This window comes from Pseudomonas sp. WS 5021 (assembly GCF_012985535.1).
Taxonomy (GTDB): Bacteria; Pseudomonadota; Gammaproteobacteria; order Pseudomonadales; family Pseudomonadaceae; genus Aquipseudomonas.
The window spans coordinates 1-19,503 of sequence record NZ_JAAQWP010000006.1 but is presented as its reverse complement, the minus strand read 5'-3'; the positions used below and the strand labels follow the sequence as shown (position 1 = coordinate 19,503).

Below are 19,503 nucleotides of genomic sequence, written 5' to 3'. Positions count from 1 at the left end.
CAGGCGGTTAACATCGGGCACGATCCTGTTTACAGGTCGTGCCTTTTGTTTTTTCAGACCCCCTAATTTCAAGTGGCCATGAACGATATCTCCGCTCCTGAGCAATACGATCTGCAAACCGCTGCCCTGAAGGTGCCGCCGCATTCCATCGAGGCCGAACAGGCCGTGCTCGGTGGCTTGATGCTGGACAACAACGCCTGGGAACGCGTGCTCGATCAAGTCTCGGACGGTGATTTCTATCGCCATGACCACCGCCTGATTTTCCGCGCCATCGCCAAACTGGCCGACCTCAACTCCCCCATCGATGTCGTGACCCTTGCCGAGCAATTGGACAAGGAAGGTCAGACCTCGCAGGTGGGCGGCCTCGGTTACCTGGGCGAATTGGCGAAAAACACGCCATCTGTCGCCAACATCAAGGCCTACGCGCAGATCGTCCGCGCACGAGCCACCTTGCGACAGCTGATTGGCATCGCCACGGAAATCGCCGACAGCGCCTTCAACCCCGAAGGCCGCACGGCAGAAGAAATCCTTGATGAAGCCGAACGGCAGATCTTCCAGATCGCCGAAGCGCGGCCCAAGACCGGCGGCCCGGTCAGCGTCAACGACCTGTTGACCAAGGCCATCGACCGCATCGATACGCTGTTTAACACCGACAATGCCATCACCGGCCTGTCCACTGGCTACACCGACCTCGACGGCATGACCAGCGGCCTGCAACCGGCTGACTTGATCATCGTCGCCGGTCGTCCGTCCATGGGTAAGACCACGTTTGCCATGAACCTGGTGGAGAACGCGGTACTGCGCAGCGAGAAGGCCGTACTGGTGTACTCCCTGGAGATGCCAGGTGAATCGCTGATCATGCGGATGCTCTCGTCCCTGGGCCGCATCGACCAGACCAAGGTGCGTGCCGGTCGCCTCGAAGACGACGATTGGCCGCGCCTGACCTCGGCGGTCAACCTGCTCAACGACCGTAAGCTGTTCATCGACGACACCGCGGGCATCAGCCCGTCGGAAATGCGCGCACGCACCCGGCGCCTGGTGCGTGAGCACGGCGATGTCGGCCTGATCATGATCGACTACCTGCAATTGATGCAGATCCCTGGTTCCGGCGGCGACAACCGGACCAACGAGATTTCCGAAATCTCGCGCTCCCTCAAGGCCCTGGCCAAGGAGTTCAACTGCCCGGTGGTTGCGCTCTCGCAGCTCAACCGCTCCCTGGAGCAGCGGCCGAACAAACGCCCGATCAACTCCGACTTGCGTGAATCCGGAGCGATCGAGCAGGATGCCGACGTGATCATGTTCGTGTACCGGGACGAGGTTTATCACCCGGAGACCGAACACAAAGGCATCGCCGAGATCATTATCGGTAAGCAGCGGAACGGGCCGATCGGCACCACGCGCCTGGCGTTTATCGGTAAATACACACGTTTCGAAAACCTCGCGCCGGGCAGCTACAACTTCGAGGACGAGTAAAAGACGGTCTCGCCAATTCCGACTGCAAAGGTCGGAATTGGTCAAAATTTGTGCTATATTCCGCGCCCGCGATTTTTCATCTCAACACCGGTCACCGTCATGCAAACAGCCAAGCCGTTATTTGACTATCCCAAGTATTGGGCCGAATGTTTCGGTCCAGCGCCATTCCTGCCCATGAGCAGGGAGGAGATGGATCAGCTTGGCTGGGATTCATGCGACATCATCATCGTCACCGGCGATGCCTACGTTGACCATCCGTCGTTTGGCATGGCGATCATCGGCCGGCTGCTGGAGTCCCAGGGCTTTCGCGTCGGGATCATTGCCCAGCCCAACTGGCAGTCCAAAGACGACTTCATGAAGCTCGGCGAGCCGAACCTGTTCTTCGGCGTCGCGGCCGGCAACATGGACTCGATGATCAACCGCTACACCGCCGACAAGAAAATCCGCTCCGACGACGCCTACACCCCAGGCGGCATGGCCGGCAAACGCCCGGACCGGGCGAGCCTGGTGTACAGCCAGCGCTGCAAGGAAGCCTATAAGAACGTGCCGATCGTGCTCGGTGGCATCGAGGCTTCGCTGCGCCGCATCGCCCACTACGACTACTGGCAGGACCGGGTGCGCAACTCGATCCTGATCGACGCCACCGCCGATATCCTGCTGTACGGCAACGCCGAGCGAGCGATTGTCGAAGTTGCCCAGCGCCTGTCGTGGGGCCACAAGATCGAAGACATCACCGACGTGCGCGGCACCGCGTTCATTCGCCGTGACACGCCGGAAGGCTGGTACGAAGTGGACTCCACCCGTATCGACCGTCCGGGCAAGATCGACAAGATCATCAACCCGTACGTGAATACCCAGGACACCCAGGCCTGCGCCATCGAGCAGGAAAAGGGCCCGGTTGAAGACCCGGAAGAGGCCAAGGTCGTACAGATCCTGGCCAGCCCGCGTATGACCCGTGACAAGACGGTCATTCGTCTGCCGTCCGTGGAAAAAGTCCGGGGCGACTCGGTGCTGTATGCCCACGCCAACCGCGTGCTCCATCTGGAAACCAACCCAGGCAACGCCCGCGCGCTGGTACAGAAACATGGCGAAGTGGACGTGTGGTTCAACCCGCCGCCCATTCCCATGACCACCGAAGAAATGGACTACGTGTTCGGCATGCCTTACGCCCGTGTCCCACACCCGGTGTATGGCAAAGAGAAGATCCCCGCCTACGACATGATCCGCTTCTCGGTGAACATCATGCGTGGCTGCTTCGGCGGCTGCACCTTCTGCTCGATCACCGAGCACGAAGGCCGGATCATCCAGAACCGTTCCGAAGAGTCGATCATTCGCGAGATCGAAGAAATCCGCGACAAAGTCCCGGGCTTTACCGGGGTGATTTCCGACCTCGGCGGGCCGACCGCGAACATGTACCGCATCGCCTGCAAGAGCCCGGAAATCGAATCCGCGTGCCGCAAGCCGTCCTGCGTATTCCCAGGCATCTGCCCGAACCTGAACACCGACCACTCGTCGTTGATCCAGCTGTACCGCAGCGCCCGTGCGTTGCCGGGTGTGAAGAAGATTCTGATCGCTTCCGGCCTGCGCTACGACCTGGCCGTGGAGTCGCCGGAATATGTCAAAGAGCTGGTGACCCACCACGTCGGTGGTTACCTGAAGATCGCCCCGGAACACACCGAGGAAGGTCCGCTCAACCAGATGATGAAACCGGGCATCGGCAGCTATGACAAGTTCAAGCGTATGTTCGAGAAGTACACTAAGGAAGCGGGCAAGGAGCAGTACCTGATCCCGTACTTCATCGCCGCCCACCCCGGCACCACCGATGAAGACATGATGAACCTGGCCCTGTGGCTCAAGGGCAATGGCTTCCGTGCCGACCAGGTGCAGGCGTTCTACCCCTCGCCAATGGCCACCGCCACCGCGATGTACCACTCGGGCAAGAACCCGCTGCGCAAGGTCACCTACAAGAGCGACGCGGTGACCATCGTCAAGAGCGAAGACCAGCGCCGTCTGCACAAGGCGTTCCTGCGCTACCACGACCCCAAAGGCTGGCCGATGCTGCGTGAAGCGCTGACGCGCATGGGCCGCGCCGACCTGATCGGGCCGGGCAAGGAGCAGTTGATCCCGCTGCACCAGCCGTCCACCGACAGCTACCAGAGTGCTCGTCGCAAGAACTCGACGCCGGTGGGCAGCCATAAGGTCGCCAAGGAAACCACCACCAAGATCCTCACCCAGCACACCGGCCTGCCGCCCCGTGGCAGCGACGGCAGCAACCCGTGGGACAAGCGCGAACAAGCCAAGGCCGCGGCCATGGCGCGCAACAAGCAGGCAGCTAAAGAACGCACCGACGCGGCCAAGGGCAAAGGCAAGAAGCCTGCGCGCAAGCCGGTCGTGCCGCGCTGATCACCGCGACAAAGCAAAACGCCAGCCTTCGTGCTGGCGTTTTGCTTTGTCGCGGGTGGGAAACCTGCTTGTTAAGGTGGCGCCCGTCAGGCCGTCATCGCAGGCAAGCCAGCTCCCACATCTGATCAGGTTCACAATTTAAAATTGTGGGGGCTGGCTTGCCTGCGATGACGCCAGACCAGCCACCCTCGACCTCGAGGGAGAAAACCAGCTCAACATCAAGCACCAGCGCCACATACTCCATGCGCCAAGCCGTCATCGCCGCGCGCAAAACGCGCTGATTGGGTAGATTCACCACTGCGCCCCGCACTTGCGCCACAAATATGTGCAACCCTCGCACCACGGCGGTCACTCTCGCGCCGTTTTGGTGCTGTACTGCACCGGGTCCCTCGATAAAGCGCAATGACCGCCGCACTGGCATAAGTCTTGCGCGCTTTGTTTCCATGCCCTGGCTCGCAGGAGGCCGCCGTGTCGATTCATGTCGCGTTGCACCACGTTACGCATTACCGCTACGACCGCGCTGTGGAGCTTGGCCCGCAGATTGTACGCCTGCGCCCGGCAGCCCATAGCCGCACGCGGATCCTGTCCTACGCGCTGAAGGTGCTGCCCGAGCAGCATTTCATCAATTGGCAGCAAGACCCCCAGGGCAATTACCTGGCGCGCCTGGTGTTCCCGGAAAAGACCGACGAGCTGCGCATCGAGGTCGATCTGGTGGCCGAGATGGCGGTGTTCAATCCGTTCGACTTTTTCCTTGAGCCCTACGCCGAACACATCCCCTTCAGCTACGCCGCCGATGAGCAGCGCGAGCTGGCACCGTATCTGGAAACCCTGCCGCTGACCCCCAAGTTTGCCGCGTACTTGGCCGGTATCGACCGCACGCCGCTGCCGGCCGTGGATTTTCTGGTCGGCCTCAACCAGCGCCTGGCCGCCGATATCGGCTACCTGATCCGCATGGAGCCTGGCGTACAAACCCCCGAATTCACCCTGGAAAACGCCTCCGGCTCCTGCCGTGACTCGGCCTGGCTGCTGGTGCAATTGCTGCGCAACCTGGGCTTGGCGGCGCGGTTTGTCTCCGGCTACCTGATCCAGTTGACCGCCGACGTCAAGGCCCTCGACGGGCCCTCCGGTACCGAGGTGGACTTCACCGACCTGCATGCCTGGTGCGAGGTGTACTTGCCCGGTGCCGGCTGGATCGGCCTGGATGCCACCTCCGGCCTGTTCGCTGGTGAAGGGCATATCCCGTTGGCGTGTAGTCCTGATCCATCGTCTGCCGCCCCGATCAGTGGGCTGGTGGAACCGTGCGAGTGCGAATTTACCCACGAAATGTCGGTAGAGCGCATCTGGGAAGCGCCGCGCGTCACCAAGCCCTACACCGAAGAGCAATGGCTGGCGATCCAGGCCCTCGGGCGGCAGATCGATGGCGACCTGCTCAGGGACGATGTGCGCCTGACCATGGGCGGCGAGCCGACCTTTGTTTCCATCGACGACCCCGACGGCGCCGAGTGGAACACCGCCGCCCTCGGCCCGGACAAGCGCCGGCTGTCTGCCGAGCTGTTCCAGCGCATGCGCAAGCACTACGCGCCCAAGGGCCTGGTGCACTTCGGCCAGGGCAAGTGGTACCCCGGCGAGCAACTGCCGCGCTGGTCGCTCAATTGCCATTGGCGTCGGGACGGCGTGCCGGTCTGGCACAACGACGCGTTGATTGCCGACGAGCAGCAGGACTACGGTGCGGATGACGTGATGGCCGGGCGCTTCCTGGCGAGCATTGCCGAGCGCCTGAAGCTCCCCGCACGCTTTGTATTCCCGGCCTTCGAGGACAATTTTTACTACCTGTGGCGCGAAGGAGCCTTGCCGCAGAACGTCAGCCCCCAGGATTCGCGCCTGGACGATGAGCTGGAGCGCGAACGCCTGCGCAAGGTGTTCAGCCAGGGCCTGGATAAAGTCATCGGCCACGTACTGCCCCTGGCGCGCACGGCGGCCAACGACCGCTGGCAGAGTGGCCGTTGGTACCTGCGCGACACCCACTGCCGGCTGGTGCCGGGTGATTCGCCACTGGGCTATCGCCTGCCCCTGGCCTCGCAGCCCTGGGTGACGGCGGCAGATTACCCCTTTGTGCATCCGACCGATCCCAATCAGGATCTGCCGGCGCTGGCCATCACCACGCCAGGCCCTGGCGAGCCTGCGCCCAGCGATGAGCGTGTGCCCAAGATCGACGAGTCTGCCGACTGGCTGACCCGTACCGCCTTGTGCGCCGAAGCGCGGGGCGGGCGGCTCTACCTGTTCATGCCGCCCCTGGAGCGGGTCGAGGATTACCTGGAGTTGGTGAGTGCCATCGAGGCCACCGCCCAGGAACTGCATTGCCCGGTGCTGCTGGAAGGTTACGAGCCGCCGAGTGACCCACGCCTGAGCAACTTCCGTGTGACGCCAGACCCTGGCGTGATCGAAGTCAACGTGCAGCCGTCCGCCACCTGGGACGAACTGGTGGAGCGCACCGAGTTCCTCTATGAAGAGGCCCGGCAGACCCGCCTGACCACCGAAAAATTCATGATCGACGGGCGCCACACCGGCACCGGCGGCGGTAACCACTTTGTGCTGGGTGGGGCCACGCCCAAGGATTCGCCGTTCCTGCGCCGCCCGGACCTGTTGCGCAGCCTGATCAGCTACTGGCATAACCACCCGTCGTTGTCGTACCTGTTTTCCGGGCTGTTTATCGGCCCGACCTCCCAGGCACCACGGGTGGATGAGGCGCGCAACGACGCGCTGTATGAACTGGAAATCGCCTTCGCGCAAATGCCCGCGCCAGGCGAGGAATGCCCGCCGTGGCGGGTGGACCGCTTGCTGCGCAACCTGTTGATCGACGTCACCGGCAATACCCACCGCGCCGAATTCTGCATCGACAAGCTCTACTCGCCGGATGGCGCCACCGGGCGCCTGGGCCTGCTGGAGTTGCGCGCTTTTGAAATGCCGCCCCATGCGCGCATGAGCCTGACCCAACAGTTGCTGCTGCGCGCCCTGGTGGCGCGCTTCTGGCGTGAACCCTACGCGCCGCCGAAGCTGGCGCGCTGGGGCACGGAGCTGCACGATCGCTTCCTGCTGCCGCACTTTATCGAGCAGGACTTTGCCGACGTGATTGTCGAGCTCAACGCCGCCGGTTATCCGCTGCGTGCCGAGTGGTTCGCGGCACACCTGGAGTTTCGCTTTCCCAAGGTCGGCGACTATGCCGTCAGCGGTATCGAGCTGGAACTGCGCCAGGCCCTGGAGCCCTGGCATGTACTGGGCGAAGAGGGCGCGGCGGGCGGTACGGTGCGCTATGTGGATTCATCCCTTGAGCGCTTGCAGGTAAAACTCAGCGGCCTGGCGCCGCAGCGCTATGTGTTGACCTGCAACGGGGTGGCCGTGCCACTGCACGCTACCGGCCGGGTTGGCGAGTTCGTTGCGGGCGTGCGTTATCGCGCCTGGCAACCGGCCAATTGCCTGCAGCCGACCATCGCCGTGCATGCGCCGTTGGTATTCGACTTGCTGGATACCTGGATGCAACGCTCCCTGGGTGGTTGCCAATACCACGTGGCCCATCCGGGCGGGCGCAATTACGACAGCTTGCCGGTGAATGCCAACGAAGCGGAAAGCCGACGCATGGCGCGGTTCTTCCGTTTGGGCCACAGCCCGGGGAAATTGCCGGTGCCGACGGGGGTGATCAACGATGAACTGCCAATGACCCTGGATCTGCGGCGCTTCGCCAATAAAAATGACTAAACACAACTCCACCTATAGGAGCGGGCTTGTGTGGGAGCGGGCTTGCCCGCGATGACGGAGTACCAGCCAGTACATGCATTGGCCGACCCACCGCTATCGCGAGCAAACCCGCTCCCACGCAAGCCCAGTTTCCACAGAGGATTTGCAATGTTTGTTGGGTTAATCTGAGCCCCCTTGCCCCTGCCGAGCGTTCCATGTCCGACTTGCTCGACCGTTACCCGCTGACTGCGGGCACCTATCACGAACTGCTGGATGACAGCGGCGCCGTGCGCGCCCATTGGCAGCGCCTGCTCGACCATCTGCAACGCAGCACCCCGGCGCAACTGGCCCAGCGCCAGGCGTTGTTGACGCGGCAGATCCAGGAAAACGGCGTGACCTACAACGTCTATGCCGACCCCAAGGGCGCCGATCGCCCATGGGAACTGGACCTGCTGCCCCACGTATTGGCGGCGGATGAGTGGGCGCATTTGGCGGCAGGCATTGCCCAACGCGCGCGCTTGCTCAACGCGGTGCTGGCCGACCTGTACGGCCCGCAACGCCTGATTGCCGAAGGCTTGCTGCCGGCAGAGCTGGTGTTTGGGCATAACAACTTCCTGTGGCCGTGCCAGGGCATCCAGCCGCCTGATGGGGTGTTCCTGCATCTGTACGCGGTGGACCTGGCGCGCACCCCGGATGGCCGCTGGTGGGTCACGGCGGACCGTACCCAGGCACCGTCCGGTGCCGGCTACGCCCTGGAAAACCGCACCATCGTTTCCCGCGCATTCCCGGATTTGTATCGCGACTTGCAGGTGCAGCACCTCACCGGGTTCTTCCGCACCTTGCAGGAAACCCTGGCCCGCCAGGCCCCCGGCGATGACCAGCCGCCGCTGATCGTGCTGCTGACCCCAGGGCGCTTCAATGAAAGCTATTTCGAACACCTGTACCTGGCCCGCCAGCTTGGCTACCCCCTGGTAGAAGGCGGCGACCTGACCGTGCGCGACAGCACCGTGTACCTGAAAACCCTCAGCGGCCTGCGCCGCGTGCACGCGATCATGCGGCGGCTGGACGATGATTTTTGCGACCCCCTGGAGCTGCGCACCGACTCGGCCCTGGGCGTGCCCGGCCTGCTGGACGCGGTGCGCCAGGGCAATGTGCTGGTGGCCAACGCCCTGGGCGCCGGCGTGCTGGAGTCCCCTGGGCTGCTGGGTTTCCTGCCGAAGATCAATCAGTTTCTGTTTGGCGAAGAACTGATCCTGCCGTCCATCGCCACTTGGTGGTGCGGCGAAGCGCCGGTGCTGGCCGAAGCCCTGGAAAAACTGCCGGAGCTGCTGATCAAGCCAGCATTTCCCTCGCAGAGTTTTGCCCCGGTATTTGGCCGCGACTTGAATGCCGAACAACGCCAGGCCCTGGCCGAACGCATGCAGGCGCGCCCATACGCCTACGTGGCCCAGGAGCTGGCGCAGCTGTCTCAGGCGCCGGTCTGGCACACCGTGGATGACCATCTGCAACATCGCGCCATCGGCATGCGTGTGTACGCGGTGGCCGGTGAGGATGGCTATCGGGTGCTGCCGGGTGGCCTGACCCGCGTGGCAGCCCATGCGGACGCCGAAGTGGTGTCGATGCAGCGTGGCGGGGCGAGCAAGGACACCTGGGTGCTGGGCGAGCGTGCCCCCGGCGGCGAGCAATGGCGCGCGCAAAGGGTGATCGGCACCCATGACCTGGTGCGCCGCGATCCGTACCTGCCGTCGCGCGTGGTAGAAAACCTGTTCTGGTTCGGCCGCTACTGCGAGCGCTGCGATGACAGCGCGCGCTGGCTGCGCATCGTCCTCGCCCGCTATGTCGATGGTGACGACCCGTTGGCCTTGCAGGCCGCCGTGGAACTCGGCGAAAGCCTGCGCCTGCTGCCGGAGGAGGGCGAGTTGCCCGAGCGCCTGCTACAGGCCCTGCTCGGTGATGACTGGCCGTCGAGCCTGCGTGCCAACCTGCAGCGCTTGCAGTGGGCGGCGTCCCAGGTGCGCGGCAAGCTGTCCCGGGAGAACTGGCAGGCTCTGGTGGAGCTGCAGCGCGAAGCCATAGAGCTGGAGCGCGAAGCGCCGGACTTTGGCCAGTTGCTGGACTTCCTCAACCGCCTGGTGATGTCCCTGGCGGCGCTGTCCGGCTTTGCCCTCGACGACATGACCCGCGACGAAGGCTGGCGTTTTCTGATGATGGGCCGGCGCATCGAGCGCCTGCAATTTCTCAGCAGCAGCCTCGCGGCCTTCCTGCGCGGGGTGGCGGTGTTCGACCAGGCCGGGCTGGAGTGGTTGCTGGAGCTGGGCAACAGCAGCATCACCTACCGTTCGCGCTACCTGGCGGTGCCGCAATTGATTCCGGTGCTGGACCTGTTGTTGCTGGATGAACAGAACCCCCATGCGGTGCTGTTCCAGCTCAAGCTGGTGAGCCGCACCTTGCGTCGGCTCAACGATGACTTCGGCGTGCCCCGCGAGGCCGGACTGGCGCCGCTGGTGGAGCGCCTGGCGCGCTTTGACCTGGGCTGCCTGGAAAACCCGCTGTTTGGTGATGCCAGCGTGCGCGCGGCCCTCGATGGCCTGGCGGACCTGCTGCAGGCCGTCGCCGATGAAAGCGGGCAGGTCTCCGATCGCCTGGCCCTGCGCCATTTTGCCCATGTAGATGATGTCAGCCAGCAAACGGTGTCTGTGTGATGAGCGCGCGCTACCAGATTTTCCACGATACCCATTACCACTATGACAGCCCGGTGTCCCTGGCCCAGCAACTGGCGCACTTATGGCCGCGCCCGTGTGCCTGGCAGCGCTGTACCTCGCGGCAACTGGAGATCAGCCCCGAGCCGACAGCGCGTCGTGATGAGCTGGACGTGTTTGGCAACCCGATCACCCGGCTGGCGTTCGAGCGGCCCCATGATGAATTGCTGGTCAACGCTGGCTTGACCGTGGAAGTGCTGGCCCGGCCCGTGCTGGACTTCAGCCAGTCACCGCCCTGGGACCAGACCCGCAACCGCCTGACCTACAGCGGCCAGCCATTGTCGTTGGAGGCCATCGAGGCGTGCCGCTATCGTTTCGAGTCGCCCTACGTGCACTTGAAGAAAAACTTCGTCGAGTTCTCCGAGAGCTGCTTTGCGCCCGGCCGGCCGCTGTTGCTGGGGGTACAGGCGTTGATGGAGAAGATTTTTTGCGAGTTCACCTTCGATGCCGAAGCCACCCAGGTGGCCACGCCGCTGGTGGAGGTGCTGGAGCGTCGACGGGGGGTGTGCCAGGACTTTGCCCACCTGATGCTCGCCTGCCTGCGCTCACGGGGCCTGGCGGCGCGTTATATCAGTGGCTACCTGCTGACCCAGCCGCCGCCCGGCCAGCCACGGCTGATCGGCGCCGATGCGTCGCACGCATGGGTGTCGGTGTTTTGCCCGTTGTCGGGCTGGGTGGATTTTGATCCGACCAACAATGTGCAGCCGGCACTGGAACACATCACCCTGGCCTGGGGCCGGGATTTCTCCGATGTCTCGCCGTTGCGCGGGGTGATCCTGGGAGGGGGCAGCCATGACCCGGAAGTGCGGGTGACGGTGATGCCATTAGACCCACTGTAAGAGCCGGCTTGCCGGCGACAATGGTCTACCGGGCGCCGCCATCGCCGGCAAGCCGACTCCTACATAAGCCTGTGTGGTTACTCAGGCCTCGGGTGCCTGGTCTTTCGGTGTTTGGGTATCGTCAGCAGCCACTTCACCCTCGGCATCCGGGTTCAGTGCGCCTGCTTCTTCGTCGGCCGCAGCTTTCTTGCGTTGCAGCTTTTCCTCTTTCTTCTGTTCCTTGGCCAAGTCTCTCTGACGTTTGGCGAAGGAGTAATTAGGTTTTGCCATGGGCGATCCTCTGGGGTCGAAGGTGAGGTTGAGCGGCGGGTATTCTGCCTTTAAACGTGCCCCAAGGGTTAATCGGGTTTCAGAATCGCCTCTCTAGGTTAAACGTTAGTCGACATTAACCGTTTCGTAAGTACCGCTGGCGCCACAGGCATAAGCGGCAAGCAGGCTGCATAACAGGCTATTGAGGTGCATGGGGCGGACTCCAGGAAACAAAGATGAGCCGATCATAGGCCCCGTGCGGCACTTTGGCTGGTTGATTCTGTCGATCAGTCTGATAGCCTAAAGTTGTATACAATTTGTTGATTCAGATCATTGGAACATCTGCCTGCCTCAGGCACCCTTGTCGCATATGCGTTTTCTAAACCCTGCCTTGGAGATTCACATGTTTGCCAAAATCGTTGCTGTTTCCCTGCTGACTCTGGCTAGCGGCCAGTTGCTTGCTGCAGAGTGCAAGGTCACTGTCGACTCCACCGACCAAATGTCCTTTGACACCAAGGCCATTGAAATCGACAAGAGCTGCAAGACGTTCACCGTTGAGCTCAAGCACTCCGGTAACCTGCCAAAGAACGTCATGGGCCATAACTGGGTGCTGACCACTGAGGCTGATATGCAGCCGGTTGCAACCGAAGGCATGGCTGCCGGTATCGACAACAACTACCTGAAAAAAGACGACGCCCGCATCATCGCCCACACCAAGATCATCGGCGCTGGCGAGACTGATTCGGTGACTTTCGACGTGTCCAAGCTCAAGGCTGACGGCAAGTACATGTTCTTCTGCTCGTTCCCAGGCCACATCTCGATGATGAAAGGCACTGTGACCCTGAAGTAAGGCCACAGGCCGCGTTATCGTTCATCACCGGCAAGCCCGCCCCCACATTTTGATGTATGAATACATTCAACTGTGGGAGCGGGCTTGCCGGTGATAGCGGCCTGACAATCAATACACAACCCCCCGCCTCACCTCAAGGCGCAAACGGCATCACCCGCTTGTGCTCAGTCTTGCGATAGGTCTCGCAGATAATCCTGAACGCTTCCTCACGCACCGGCTGGCCGTGCAGGAACGCATCGATCTCGGTATAGGTCACGCCATGGGACGCTTCATCCGGCTTGCCCGGTGACAGGTCTTCCAGGTCGGCCGTCGGGATTTTCTCCACCAGCGACTCCGGCGCACCAAAGTGCCGCGCAATCGCGCGGACCTGGTTTTTCACCAGCCCGCTCAACGGTGCCAGGTCGCACGCGCCATCACCGAACTTGGTGAAAAACCCCATCACCGCTTCCGCCGCATGGTCGGTGCCGATCACCAGGCCACTTGCAGCGCCAGCGATGGTGTATTGCGCCACCATGCGCATCCGCGCCTTGGTATTGCCCAGCACAAAGTCACGAGACACCGCAGCCTTGCCTTCGAAGGCCGCTACTTCGTTGGCCAAGGCCTTGACCGCCGGGCCGATATTGACCGTGTGGCGTTCGTCGGGGTTGATAAAGTCCACGCTGGCCTGGGCATCGTGCTCGTCGAATTGGGTCTCGTAAGGCAGGCGCACCGCGATAAAGCGGTAAGCCTCATCACCTTTGAGCGCGCGCAGCTCTTTCATCGCCCGCTGGGCCAGCAGGCCTGCGGTCAGGGAGTCGACACCGCCGCTGATGCCCAGTACCAGGGTCTTGAGCCCCGAGTTGAGCAGGCAGTCCTGGATAAAGGTAATCCGCCGGGCCACTTCCGCTTCAAGGGCGGCGTGGTCCTGGAACGGTGGTTGGACCTTGAGCTGTTGGGCAATCTCACGCTGTACGGCTTGCATGATTCACTCCTCGCTAGAGATGGCAGGTACTTTGAAAACGTGGCGCAAATAGGCGACGAAGTTCGGATCCGTGCAGTGGGTCTTGCCCGCTTCATCGGAGATCTTCGCCACGGGCTGGCCATTGCAGGCGGTCATTTTAAGCACGATGCTCATCGGTTCCACACCTGGAATGTCACAGGTCAGGTTGGTGCCGATGCCAAAGCTGACATTGATCCGCCCGCGCAGCGCACGGAAAATCTCCAGGGCCTTGGGCAGCGTCAGGCTGTCGGAGAACACCAGGGTCTTGCTCATCGGCTCGATGCCCAGCTTGTGGTAATGGGCGATGGCTTTTTCGGCCCACTGCACCGGGTCGCCGGAGTCATGGCGCAGGCCGTCGAACAGCTTGGCGAAGTACAGATCGAAATCGCTGAGGAAGGCATCGGTGGTGATGCAGTCGGTCAGGGCGATACCCAGCAGGCCACGGTACTCGCGGACCCAGCAATCGAGGGCGGCGATCTGGCTGTCGATCAGGCGCGGGCCCAGTTGCTGGTGGGCCATGATCCATTCATGGGCCATGGTGCCCAGGGGCTTCATGTCCAGCTCGCGGGCCAGGTGCACGTTGCTGGTGCCGACGAAGCGGCCGGGGAAGTCGTGCTTGAGCACATTCACCACTTCCTCCTGCACGCGGTAGGAAAAGCGCCGGCGGGTACCGAAGTCCGCGACCTGCAACTCGGCCAGCTCATCGCTGCTGGCGTTGGCGGTCAGCCAGTCGAACTTGCGATACAACTGCTCTCGGGCCTGCTCCAGGATGATGGTCTGGTAGCGATAACGGTTGCGTACTTCGCTGACGATGGCCAGCAACGGCACTTCAAACAGAATCACATGCAGCCAGGGGCCGCGCAGGCGGATAAACAGCTCGCCGTTCTCAATGCCGGTCTGCACGTAGCGCAGGTTGAAGCGAAACAAGCCAAGGAAGCGCAGGAAGTCCGGCTTCATAAAGCTGATGCGTTCCAGGAAGCCCAACTGATCCGGGCTCAGGCTCAACTCGGCGAGGCGCTCGATCTGGTAGCGGATTTCTGCCAGGTAGGGGCGCAGGTCCTCGCTGTTACGGCAACGGAACTCCCATTCAACTTCCACATTGGGGTAGTTGTGCAGCACCGCCTGCATCATGGTCAGCTTGTAGAAGTCGGTGTCGAGCAGGTTCTGCACGATGCGATCGGCAAACACACTCTCGCTCATGGCGGGAATCTCCAAACGGGGCGGCGATGGCGCCGACCTTGTACGCGCAATTAAAGGAAGGGTGCTAGTGGCGCATAGATTTGTGCCGTTTTGCCAGCAGTTTTTTTGCTAGGGCCACCCAGGCCGATATTGGCCACTGTGAGCCTCAATGACGTCGTGCCGATCCCGGTGCTCAAGGTGAGAAAAAGGAATCGAGAAGTTCCCTTCTGGGAAAGACGAATGCTCCGACATTACTGGGTGATAAGGAGCCTTTACCCTCCTGGCTCTTTGTGAAGAGGCTTACCCAGGGACTGACATGAATGATATCCAGCACTGTATCAGCAGGTTCGAACCACACGTTTCAGCGAAGGGGCGACCCGGTGTCTTGTGTGCTGAATAGGGAGCGCCAATGAATTCGACTCCCTTTTTCGACCACAGCCGACACACCCTGAGGGTGCGCAACGTTGAGCCCCGCCTTGATGTCTTGAATTTCACCGGCGAAGAGCGGCTTAGCCTGCCCTTTGTCTATCGTGTTGAGTTCACCTGTATCGAGCGTGATCTTACTGCCGGTGCCATGATTGGGCAGAGTGCCAGTTTCAGCATGAATGGTGCGCCGCAAAATGTGCAGAGGCGCGGTTTCACCCCACTGGCGGCTAAACCACTGCGCACACTTCATGGCGTGGTCACCGGTTTCAAACGCCTGTCCGGCTCTCTGGACGAAGCCCGCTACGAAGTCATCCTGGAACCGCGTCTGGCGTTGCTGGGACGGGGCCAACAATTTCGTATCTATCAACACCAATCAGTACCGGACATTGTCGAAAGTATCCTGCGCAGCCGCCACGATTTTGAAGGCCAGGACTTTCTCTTCAGCCTGGTGCGCGAATACCCCAAGCGCGAACAGGTCATGCAATACGGCGAAAGCGACCTGGCTTTCATCTCGCGCCTGCTGGCCGACGTGGGCATCTGGTACCGCCTCACCCGCGACGAACGCCTGAACATCGACGTGGTGGAATTTCACGATGATCAGCGTCACTACCAGTTCGACGTCGAGCTGCCTTACCGTCCACAGTCCGGCACCAGCAGCAGCGGGCAAGACGGCGTGTGGGCCTTGCAATCGAGCTATCAGGTGGTGGAGCAGCACGTCAACATCCGCGCCTACTACCACCGTGTCGCCAACGCCCAACTCAACGGCGACGTCGACCAAAGCCGTGGCGCGAGTACCACCTACGGCGAGGCCTATCACTACGCTGAACCCTACACCGGCCTCGGCGATCCTCATGCCCAGGACGAAGACCTGCAAAGTGAAAGCGGTTTTTTCTACGCACGCCTGCGTCACGAACGCTACCTCAACGACCAGACTCACCTCAGCGGCACCAGCAGCAGCGCCACCCTGGCACCCGGCCAAGTCCTGAAAATCTCCGGCGGCGCCCCGCAAGCCTTTGGCCCCGGTGCGGTGATTACCCACCTGACCACCCGTGCTGCTCGTGATCGCAGTTTTGAGGTCAACTTTGAGGCGATTCCTTACTCGGAAACGGTGTGCTTCCGCCCCCCGCTGCAAAAAAAGCCACAAATCGCCGGCACCGTCCCGGCCCGCGTCACCAGCCCGCAGGAGCACGACCCGTACGGCCATATCGATATCGAAGGTCGATACAAAGTTAACTTCCTCTTCGACCGCGACAGCTGGAAACCCGGCGAAGAAAGCCTGTGGTTACGCCTGGCCCGCCCATACGCCGGCGACACCCACGGCCTGCACCTGCCGCTGATCCCCGGCACCGAAGTGGCCATCGCCTTCGAACAGGGCGACCCCGACCGGCCCTACATTGCCCACGCGCTGCACGACAGCCAGCACGTTGACCACGTGACCTTGCGCAACTACAAACGCAACGTGCTGCGTACGCCGGCGAATAACAAACTGCGTATGGATGACACGCGGGGGCAGGAGCACGTCAAGCTCAGTACCGAGCACAGTGGTAAGAGTCAACTCAACTTGGGGCATTTGGTGGATGCCGAGCGCAAAAAACGTGGCGAAGGGTTTGAACTGCGTACTGACGGTTGGGGCGCAATTCGTGGCGGGAAAGGGGTGTTTATCAGTGCTGATGAACAGGCCCAGGCCACCGGTGACGTACTGGCCATGGAACCTGCTTCCAGTCAGGTCCAGGGCGCGAAACAACAAATTGCCGACTGGCAGGAGATCGCTCAGGCGCACCATAGCCGCCAGCCCGCCATCGACGGCTTGCAACAGTTTCAGGACAGCGCCAAAGACCTGAACGCCTCGGCCATCCTGCTCAGCGCCCCCAAGGGCATCGGTGCAGTGACCCCTGCCAGCTTGCTGCTCAAAAGCGGCGACGCGCTGTACGTGCAAAGCAACGACGAGATCAACCTGGCCGCCGCCCAGCGTTTGTCTGCCCATGCCAATCAAGGCATCTCCCTGCTGGCCCAGCAGGAAGGCATGCGCCTGGTGTCCGGCAAGGGGCCGCTGGAAATTGAGTCCCACGGCGACGTGTTGAATCTGATTGCCCAGCAAGACATCACCATGCAGTCGGTACAAGGCCACCTGCAATTGACCGCCAAAAATGGCATCACCCTGGCTTGCGGCGGCGGTTACATCCGCATCACCCCAGCCGGGGCCATCGACATCCACACCCCTGGCAAGCTCAACCTTAAGGGCCAACACGTCTGGGAAACCGCGACCAGCCAGAGTTTTCCGATGCCTGAGTTGCCGCAGTCGGTGTGTAAAGAGTGCCTTGAAAGGGCTCGAAAAAATGCCATCGGTTTACTGAAGCGCGAAGGTTGATCGAAGGGGAATGCAGATGACAACACCTACTCAATGGCAAGAGCAGATCGAACAGGTATGTGCCAGCGTCGGCATCCAACAGGTTGATCTACTGCTCGACCAATCCGCTTGGAACAACTGCGCAGTACCTGCGCTGAAGATGTTGAGGCCAGAAGTTCCGTGGTTCTCACTGTTCAGCGGTACGCCCGAAGAAAACCTGCTGGATCAGGCCCCTCTGTTGATGCGTCTGGATCTGGCGCATTGGCAACATAAAGCCTGGTTGGAGGAGTTGATGACTCACTGCGCCGCCGATGCCCGGCTGGTGGTGGTGATCTCTCCATTACCCTTCGAGGCATTGAGCCACGCCCTGCAAGCCCTGTCGCAAATGCAGTGGGGTGGGCAGGCAGGCTTGTTGCGTTATTACGACCCGCGAATTTTTCCCTTGCTGATGTCGTCGATCCTGACCACTGACCAGCGTGGCGAATATCTGCAAATGGCCTGCTATTGGGGCTGGCTGGATCGGGATGATCAGTCGCAATGGTTGCAAGGTAATTGCCAGGTACATCAGGGCAGTATCGAAGTTAGCCCGTTCCTGGAGCTCAGCGATCAGCAATGCGATTTGATCGGTTGTATTGGAGATGCACAGAAACTGCTGGATGGCGGGAATTTTGATGGCTTGGAAGAGAGTCGGGAGCTGGTTTTCGCCTCTTTATATGCATTAGTCGTACAGACCAGCCAGGAAAACTACTTTGGTGATTTGACAGAATACGTGAGGCTAAAACTGTGAGCTTCAAACAAGCAGCATTGGATGGTCAGTTTGTTCGGAATACAGAAAATTCGTTCAGGCAAGAGTTCGGTGTGCTGAAGCGATTGCTTTTGATCGCGTTGTTTGGCCTCGTAGCCATTACTGCCGGCTGCGGAACATTAGTTGAGCGAGGCGAGTCATCGAAAGTCTACAGTAACTCAGGTCACTACTATGCAGGTGTTCGATATGACTGGAGATTGCTTTCGTTGGAAGGCCGCGGTAGCTACGACTACGTACCTATGTTTTGTTATCTAAGCATAGTGTGCCCTTTTGCCACTCTGCTCAGTATGCCCGTAGATTTCGTGGTCGATACAGTGATGTTGTATAGCGATCATCAAAAAAAGATAGTCGAAGAACGAAAATTCAGTGCGTATCTTAGAGATAAATACTGCCTCGCGGACGGCGGGCCGGATGAAGTGGCACTCAAAAATTTGGGCCTTGATATGGGCTTCTGTTTTGGTGCGCGCAATTAGTAGTTCTGAAGTGACTGTTTGGTTACGTGCGCGACATTTTTAGTTTGGCTGTGATCATGGAAGTTTAAGGCTGTGAAATTAATGATGAGAAAATTGCTGATGCAAGGATTGTGTGGCTTGCTGGCCTTAATGTTATTCGGATGTTCCTCGGCGGATAACGAAATGGTGGGCGGAAATATACAGGCCGTCAACCATACCTTGAGTGCAATCAATTGGTTATCGGTCAATGGTTATAGAGCTGACGGAGGGGGCGGGCGATCTTGCTGCATTATCATGCCGATTAAATGGCGTCCTGGTTTGAAAGCTAATATCGAATGGGAAGTCGATCCTGATCCTTTTGCTTACTCAAAATGGCCGTCGTTAGGAACTGATGGCTATCGAGCTGCACAAGCTAAACATAAAGCCAATTATCAGCACCACAGGGCCACAGTGGATATTCCGGAGTGGCCGGAAACTAAAAGATGTGGTCTGACTGTGCATTTTTTGGTCTGCAATAAGATAAAACTCACGAGTTCGTGCTGGGCACCTAGTTCACCCAATTATCCCATTAAAGACCCTATGGGAATGAAGGAGCCAGCCGTATGCCCGAAGTGAAAAATAACTCAGTGGCTAAAGCTTGGGCCCCTCCCAGGTTTCCTGTCAGTGGTCGTTTGCCTTCCGAGACGTCGGTGGTGACCGCCAATTACAAAAACAAACCTTGGAGTGACTATTTAGTTACGTGCGCAACATTTTTAGTTTGGTTGTGGTCAGGGAGGTTTAAGGCTATGAAATTAATGATGAGAAAATTGCTGATGCAAGGGTTGTGTGGCTTGTTGGCCTTAATGCTGTTCGGATGTTCCTCTGCGGATAACGAAATGGCGGCCGGAAATATACAGGCCGTCAACCATACCTTGAGTGCAATCAATTGGTTTTCGGTCAATGGTTACAGGGCCCATGGAGGAGGCGGGAGTTCGTGCTGCATCATCATGCCGACTAAGTGGCGACCTGGT

15 protein-coding genes are annotated in these 19,503 nt (G+C 60.5%); 11 read left to right on the top strand and 4 right to left on the bottom strand.

Features of this window, described 5'->3' with window-relative positions; all coding sequences use genetic code 11:
- The first annotated feature begins 78 nt into the window (after positions 1 to 78).
- Positions 79 to 1,473, top strand: a complete 1,395-nt coding sequence (gene dnaB / locus HBO19_RS19095; protein WP_038445597.1) for a replicative DNA helicase — start codon at positions 79 to 81, stop codon at positions 1,471 to 1,473.
- A 99-nt stretch (positions 1,474 to 1,572) separates the two neighbouring features.
- Positions 1,573 to 3,876 carry a YgiQ family radical SAM protein gene (locus tag HBO19_RS19090; RefSeq protein WP_169952196.1) on the top strand — a complete coding sequence of 768 codons (2,304 nt, stop codon included), beginning with the start codon at positions 1,573 to 1,575 and terminating at the stop codon, positions 3,874 to 3,876.
- A 94-nt stretch (positions 3,877 to 3,970) separates the two neighbouring features.
- Here the strand turns inward: HBO19_RS19090 and HBO19_RS19085 are convergent, their stop codons facing one another.
- The gene (locus HBO19_RS19085) at positions 3,971 to 4,321 is read right to left on the bottom strand and encodes a hypothetical protein (protein WP_169952194.1); all 351 of its coding nucleotides are present in this window, start codon (positions 4,319 to 4,321) and stop codon (positions 3,971 to 3,973) included.
- A gap of 23 nt (positions 4,322 to 4,344) precedes the next feature.
- Between HBO19_RS19085 and HBO19_RS19080 the strand changes: the two genes are divergently transcribed.
- From HBO19_RS19080 to HBO19_RS19070, 3 genes are all read left to right on the top strand, one after another.
- Positions 4,345 to 7,629 carry a transglutaminase family protein gene (locus HBO19_RS19080; RefSeq protein ID WP_170058089.1) on the top strand — a complete coding sequence of 1,095 codons (3,285 nt, stop codon included), beginning with the start codon at positions 4,345 to 4,347 and terminating at the stop codon, positions 7,627 to 7,629.
- Between the two features lie 194 nt (positions 7,630 to 7,823).
- Positions 7,824 to 10,310 carry a circularly permuted type 2 ATP-grasp protein gene (locus HBO19_RS19075; protein ID WP_170058088.1) on the top strand — a complete coding sequence of 829 codons (2,487 nt, stop codon included), beginning with the start codon at positions 7,824 to 7,826 and terminating at the stop codon, positions 10,308 to 10,310.
- Positions 10,310 to 11,206, top strand: coding sequence for a transglutaminase family protein (locus HBO19_RS19070; RefSeq protein WP_169952188.1), 897 nt, complete (start codon positions 10,310 to 10,312; stop codon positions 11,204 to 11,206). The genes HBO19_RS19075 and HBO19_RS19070 overlap by 1 nt, the downstream gene beginning before the upstream one ends.
- Before the next feature lie 81 nt (positions 11,207 to 11,287).
- On the opposite strand, the gene HBO19_RS19065 is transcribed toward HBO19_RS19070, so the two are convergent.
- Entirely contained in the window at positions 11,288 to 11,476 is a 189-nt protein-coding gene (locus tag HBO19_RS19065) for a hypothetical protein (RefSeq protein ID WP_169952186.1), read from the bottom strand.
- Between the two features lie 382 nt (positions 11,477 to 11,858).
- On the opposite strand from HBO19_RS19065, the gene azu reads away from it, so the two are divergent.
- Positions 11,859 to 12,305: an azurin gene (gene azu / locus HBO19_RS19060; RefSeq protein ID WP_169952184.1), complete on the top strand. Its 447-nt coding sequence runs from the start codon at positions 11,859 to 11,861 to the stop codon at positions 12,303 to 12,305.
- Positions 12,306 to 12,438: 133 nt separating this feature from the next.
- Here azu and nadE read toward each other — a convergent pair whose 3' ends face one another.
- Positions 12,439 to 13,266: an ammonia-dependent NAD(+) synthetase gene (gene nadE, locus HBO19_RS19055; RefSeq protein WP_169952181.1), complete on the bottom strand. Its 828-nt coding sequence runs from the start codon at positions 13,264 to 13,266 to the stop codon at positions 12,439 to 12,441.
- 3 nt (positions 13,267 to 13,269) lie between these two features.
- Positions 13,270 to 14,484 carry a nicotinate phosphoribosyltransferase gene (pncB, locus tag HBO19_RS19050; protein ID WP_169952179.1) on the bottom strand — a complete coding sequence of 405 codons (1,215 nt, stop codon included), beginning with the start codon at positions 14,482 to 14,484 and terminating at the stop codon, positions 13,270 to 13,272.
- A gap of 388 nt (positions 14,485 to 14,872) precedes the next feature.
- On the opposite strand from pncB, the gene vgrG reads away from it, so the two are divergent.
- The 5 genes from vgrG to HBO19_RS28575 all read left to right on the top strand — a co-directional run.
- Positions 14,873 to 17,257 carry a type VI secretion system Vgr family protein gene (gene vgrG / locus HBO19_RS19045; protein ID WP_170058087.1) on the top strand — a complete coding sequence of 795 codons (2,385 nt, stop codon included), beginning with the start codon at positions 14,873 to 14,875 and terminating at the stop codon, positions 17,255 to 17,257.
- 10 nt (positions 17,258 to 17,267) lie between these two features.
- Positions 17,268 to 18,023: a DUF4123 domain-containing protein gene (locus HBO19_RS19040; protein WP_170058086.1), complete on the top strand. Its 756-nt coding sequence runs from the start codon at positions 17,268 to 17,270 to the stop codon at positions 18,021 to 18,023.
- Positions 18,020 to 18,514, top strand: a complete 495-nt coding sequence (locus HBO19_RS19035; protein WP_170058085.1) for a YceK/YidQ family lipoprotein — start codon at positions 18,020 to 18,022, stop codon at positions 18,512 to 18,514. The genes HBO19_RS19040 and HBO19_RS19035 overlap by 4 nt, the downstream gene beginning before the upstream one ends.
- Positions 18,515 to 18,595: 81 nt before the next feature.
- Positions 18,596 to 19,108: a DUF3304 domain-containing protein gene (locus tag HBO19_RS19030; protein WP_169899463.1), complete on the top strand. Its 513-nt coding sequence runs from the start codon at positions 18,596 to 18,598 to the stop codon at positions 19,106 to 19,108.
- The coding region (locus tag HBO19_RS28575; protein WP_262386289.1) for a DUF3304 domain-containing protein at positions 19,096 to 19,503 on the top strand (408 nt) is incomplete at its 3' end. The genes HBO19_RS19030 and HBO19_RS28575, both read left to right, overlap by 13 nt.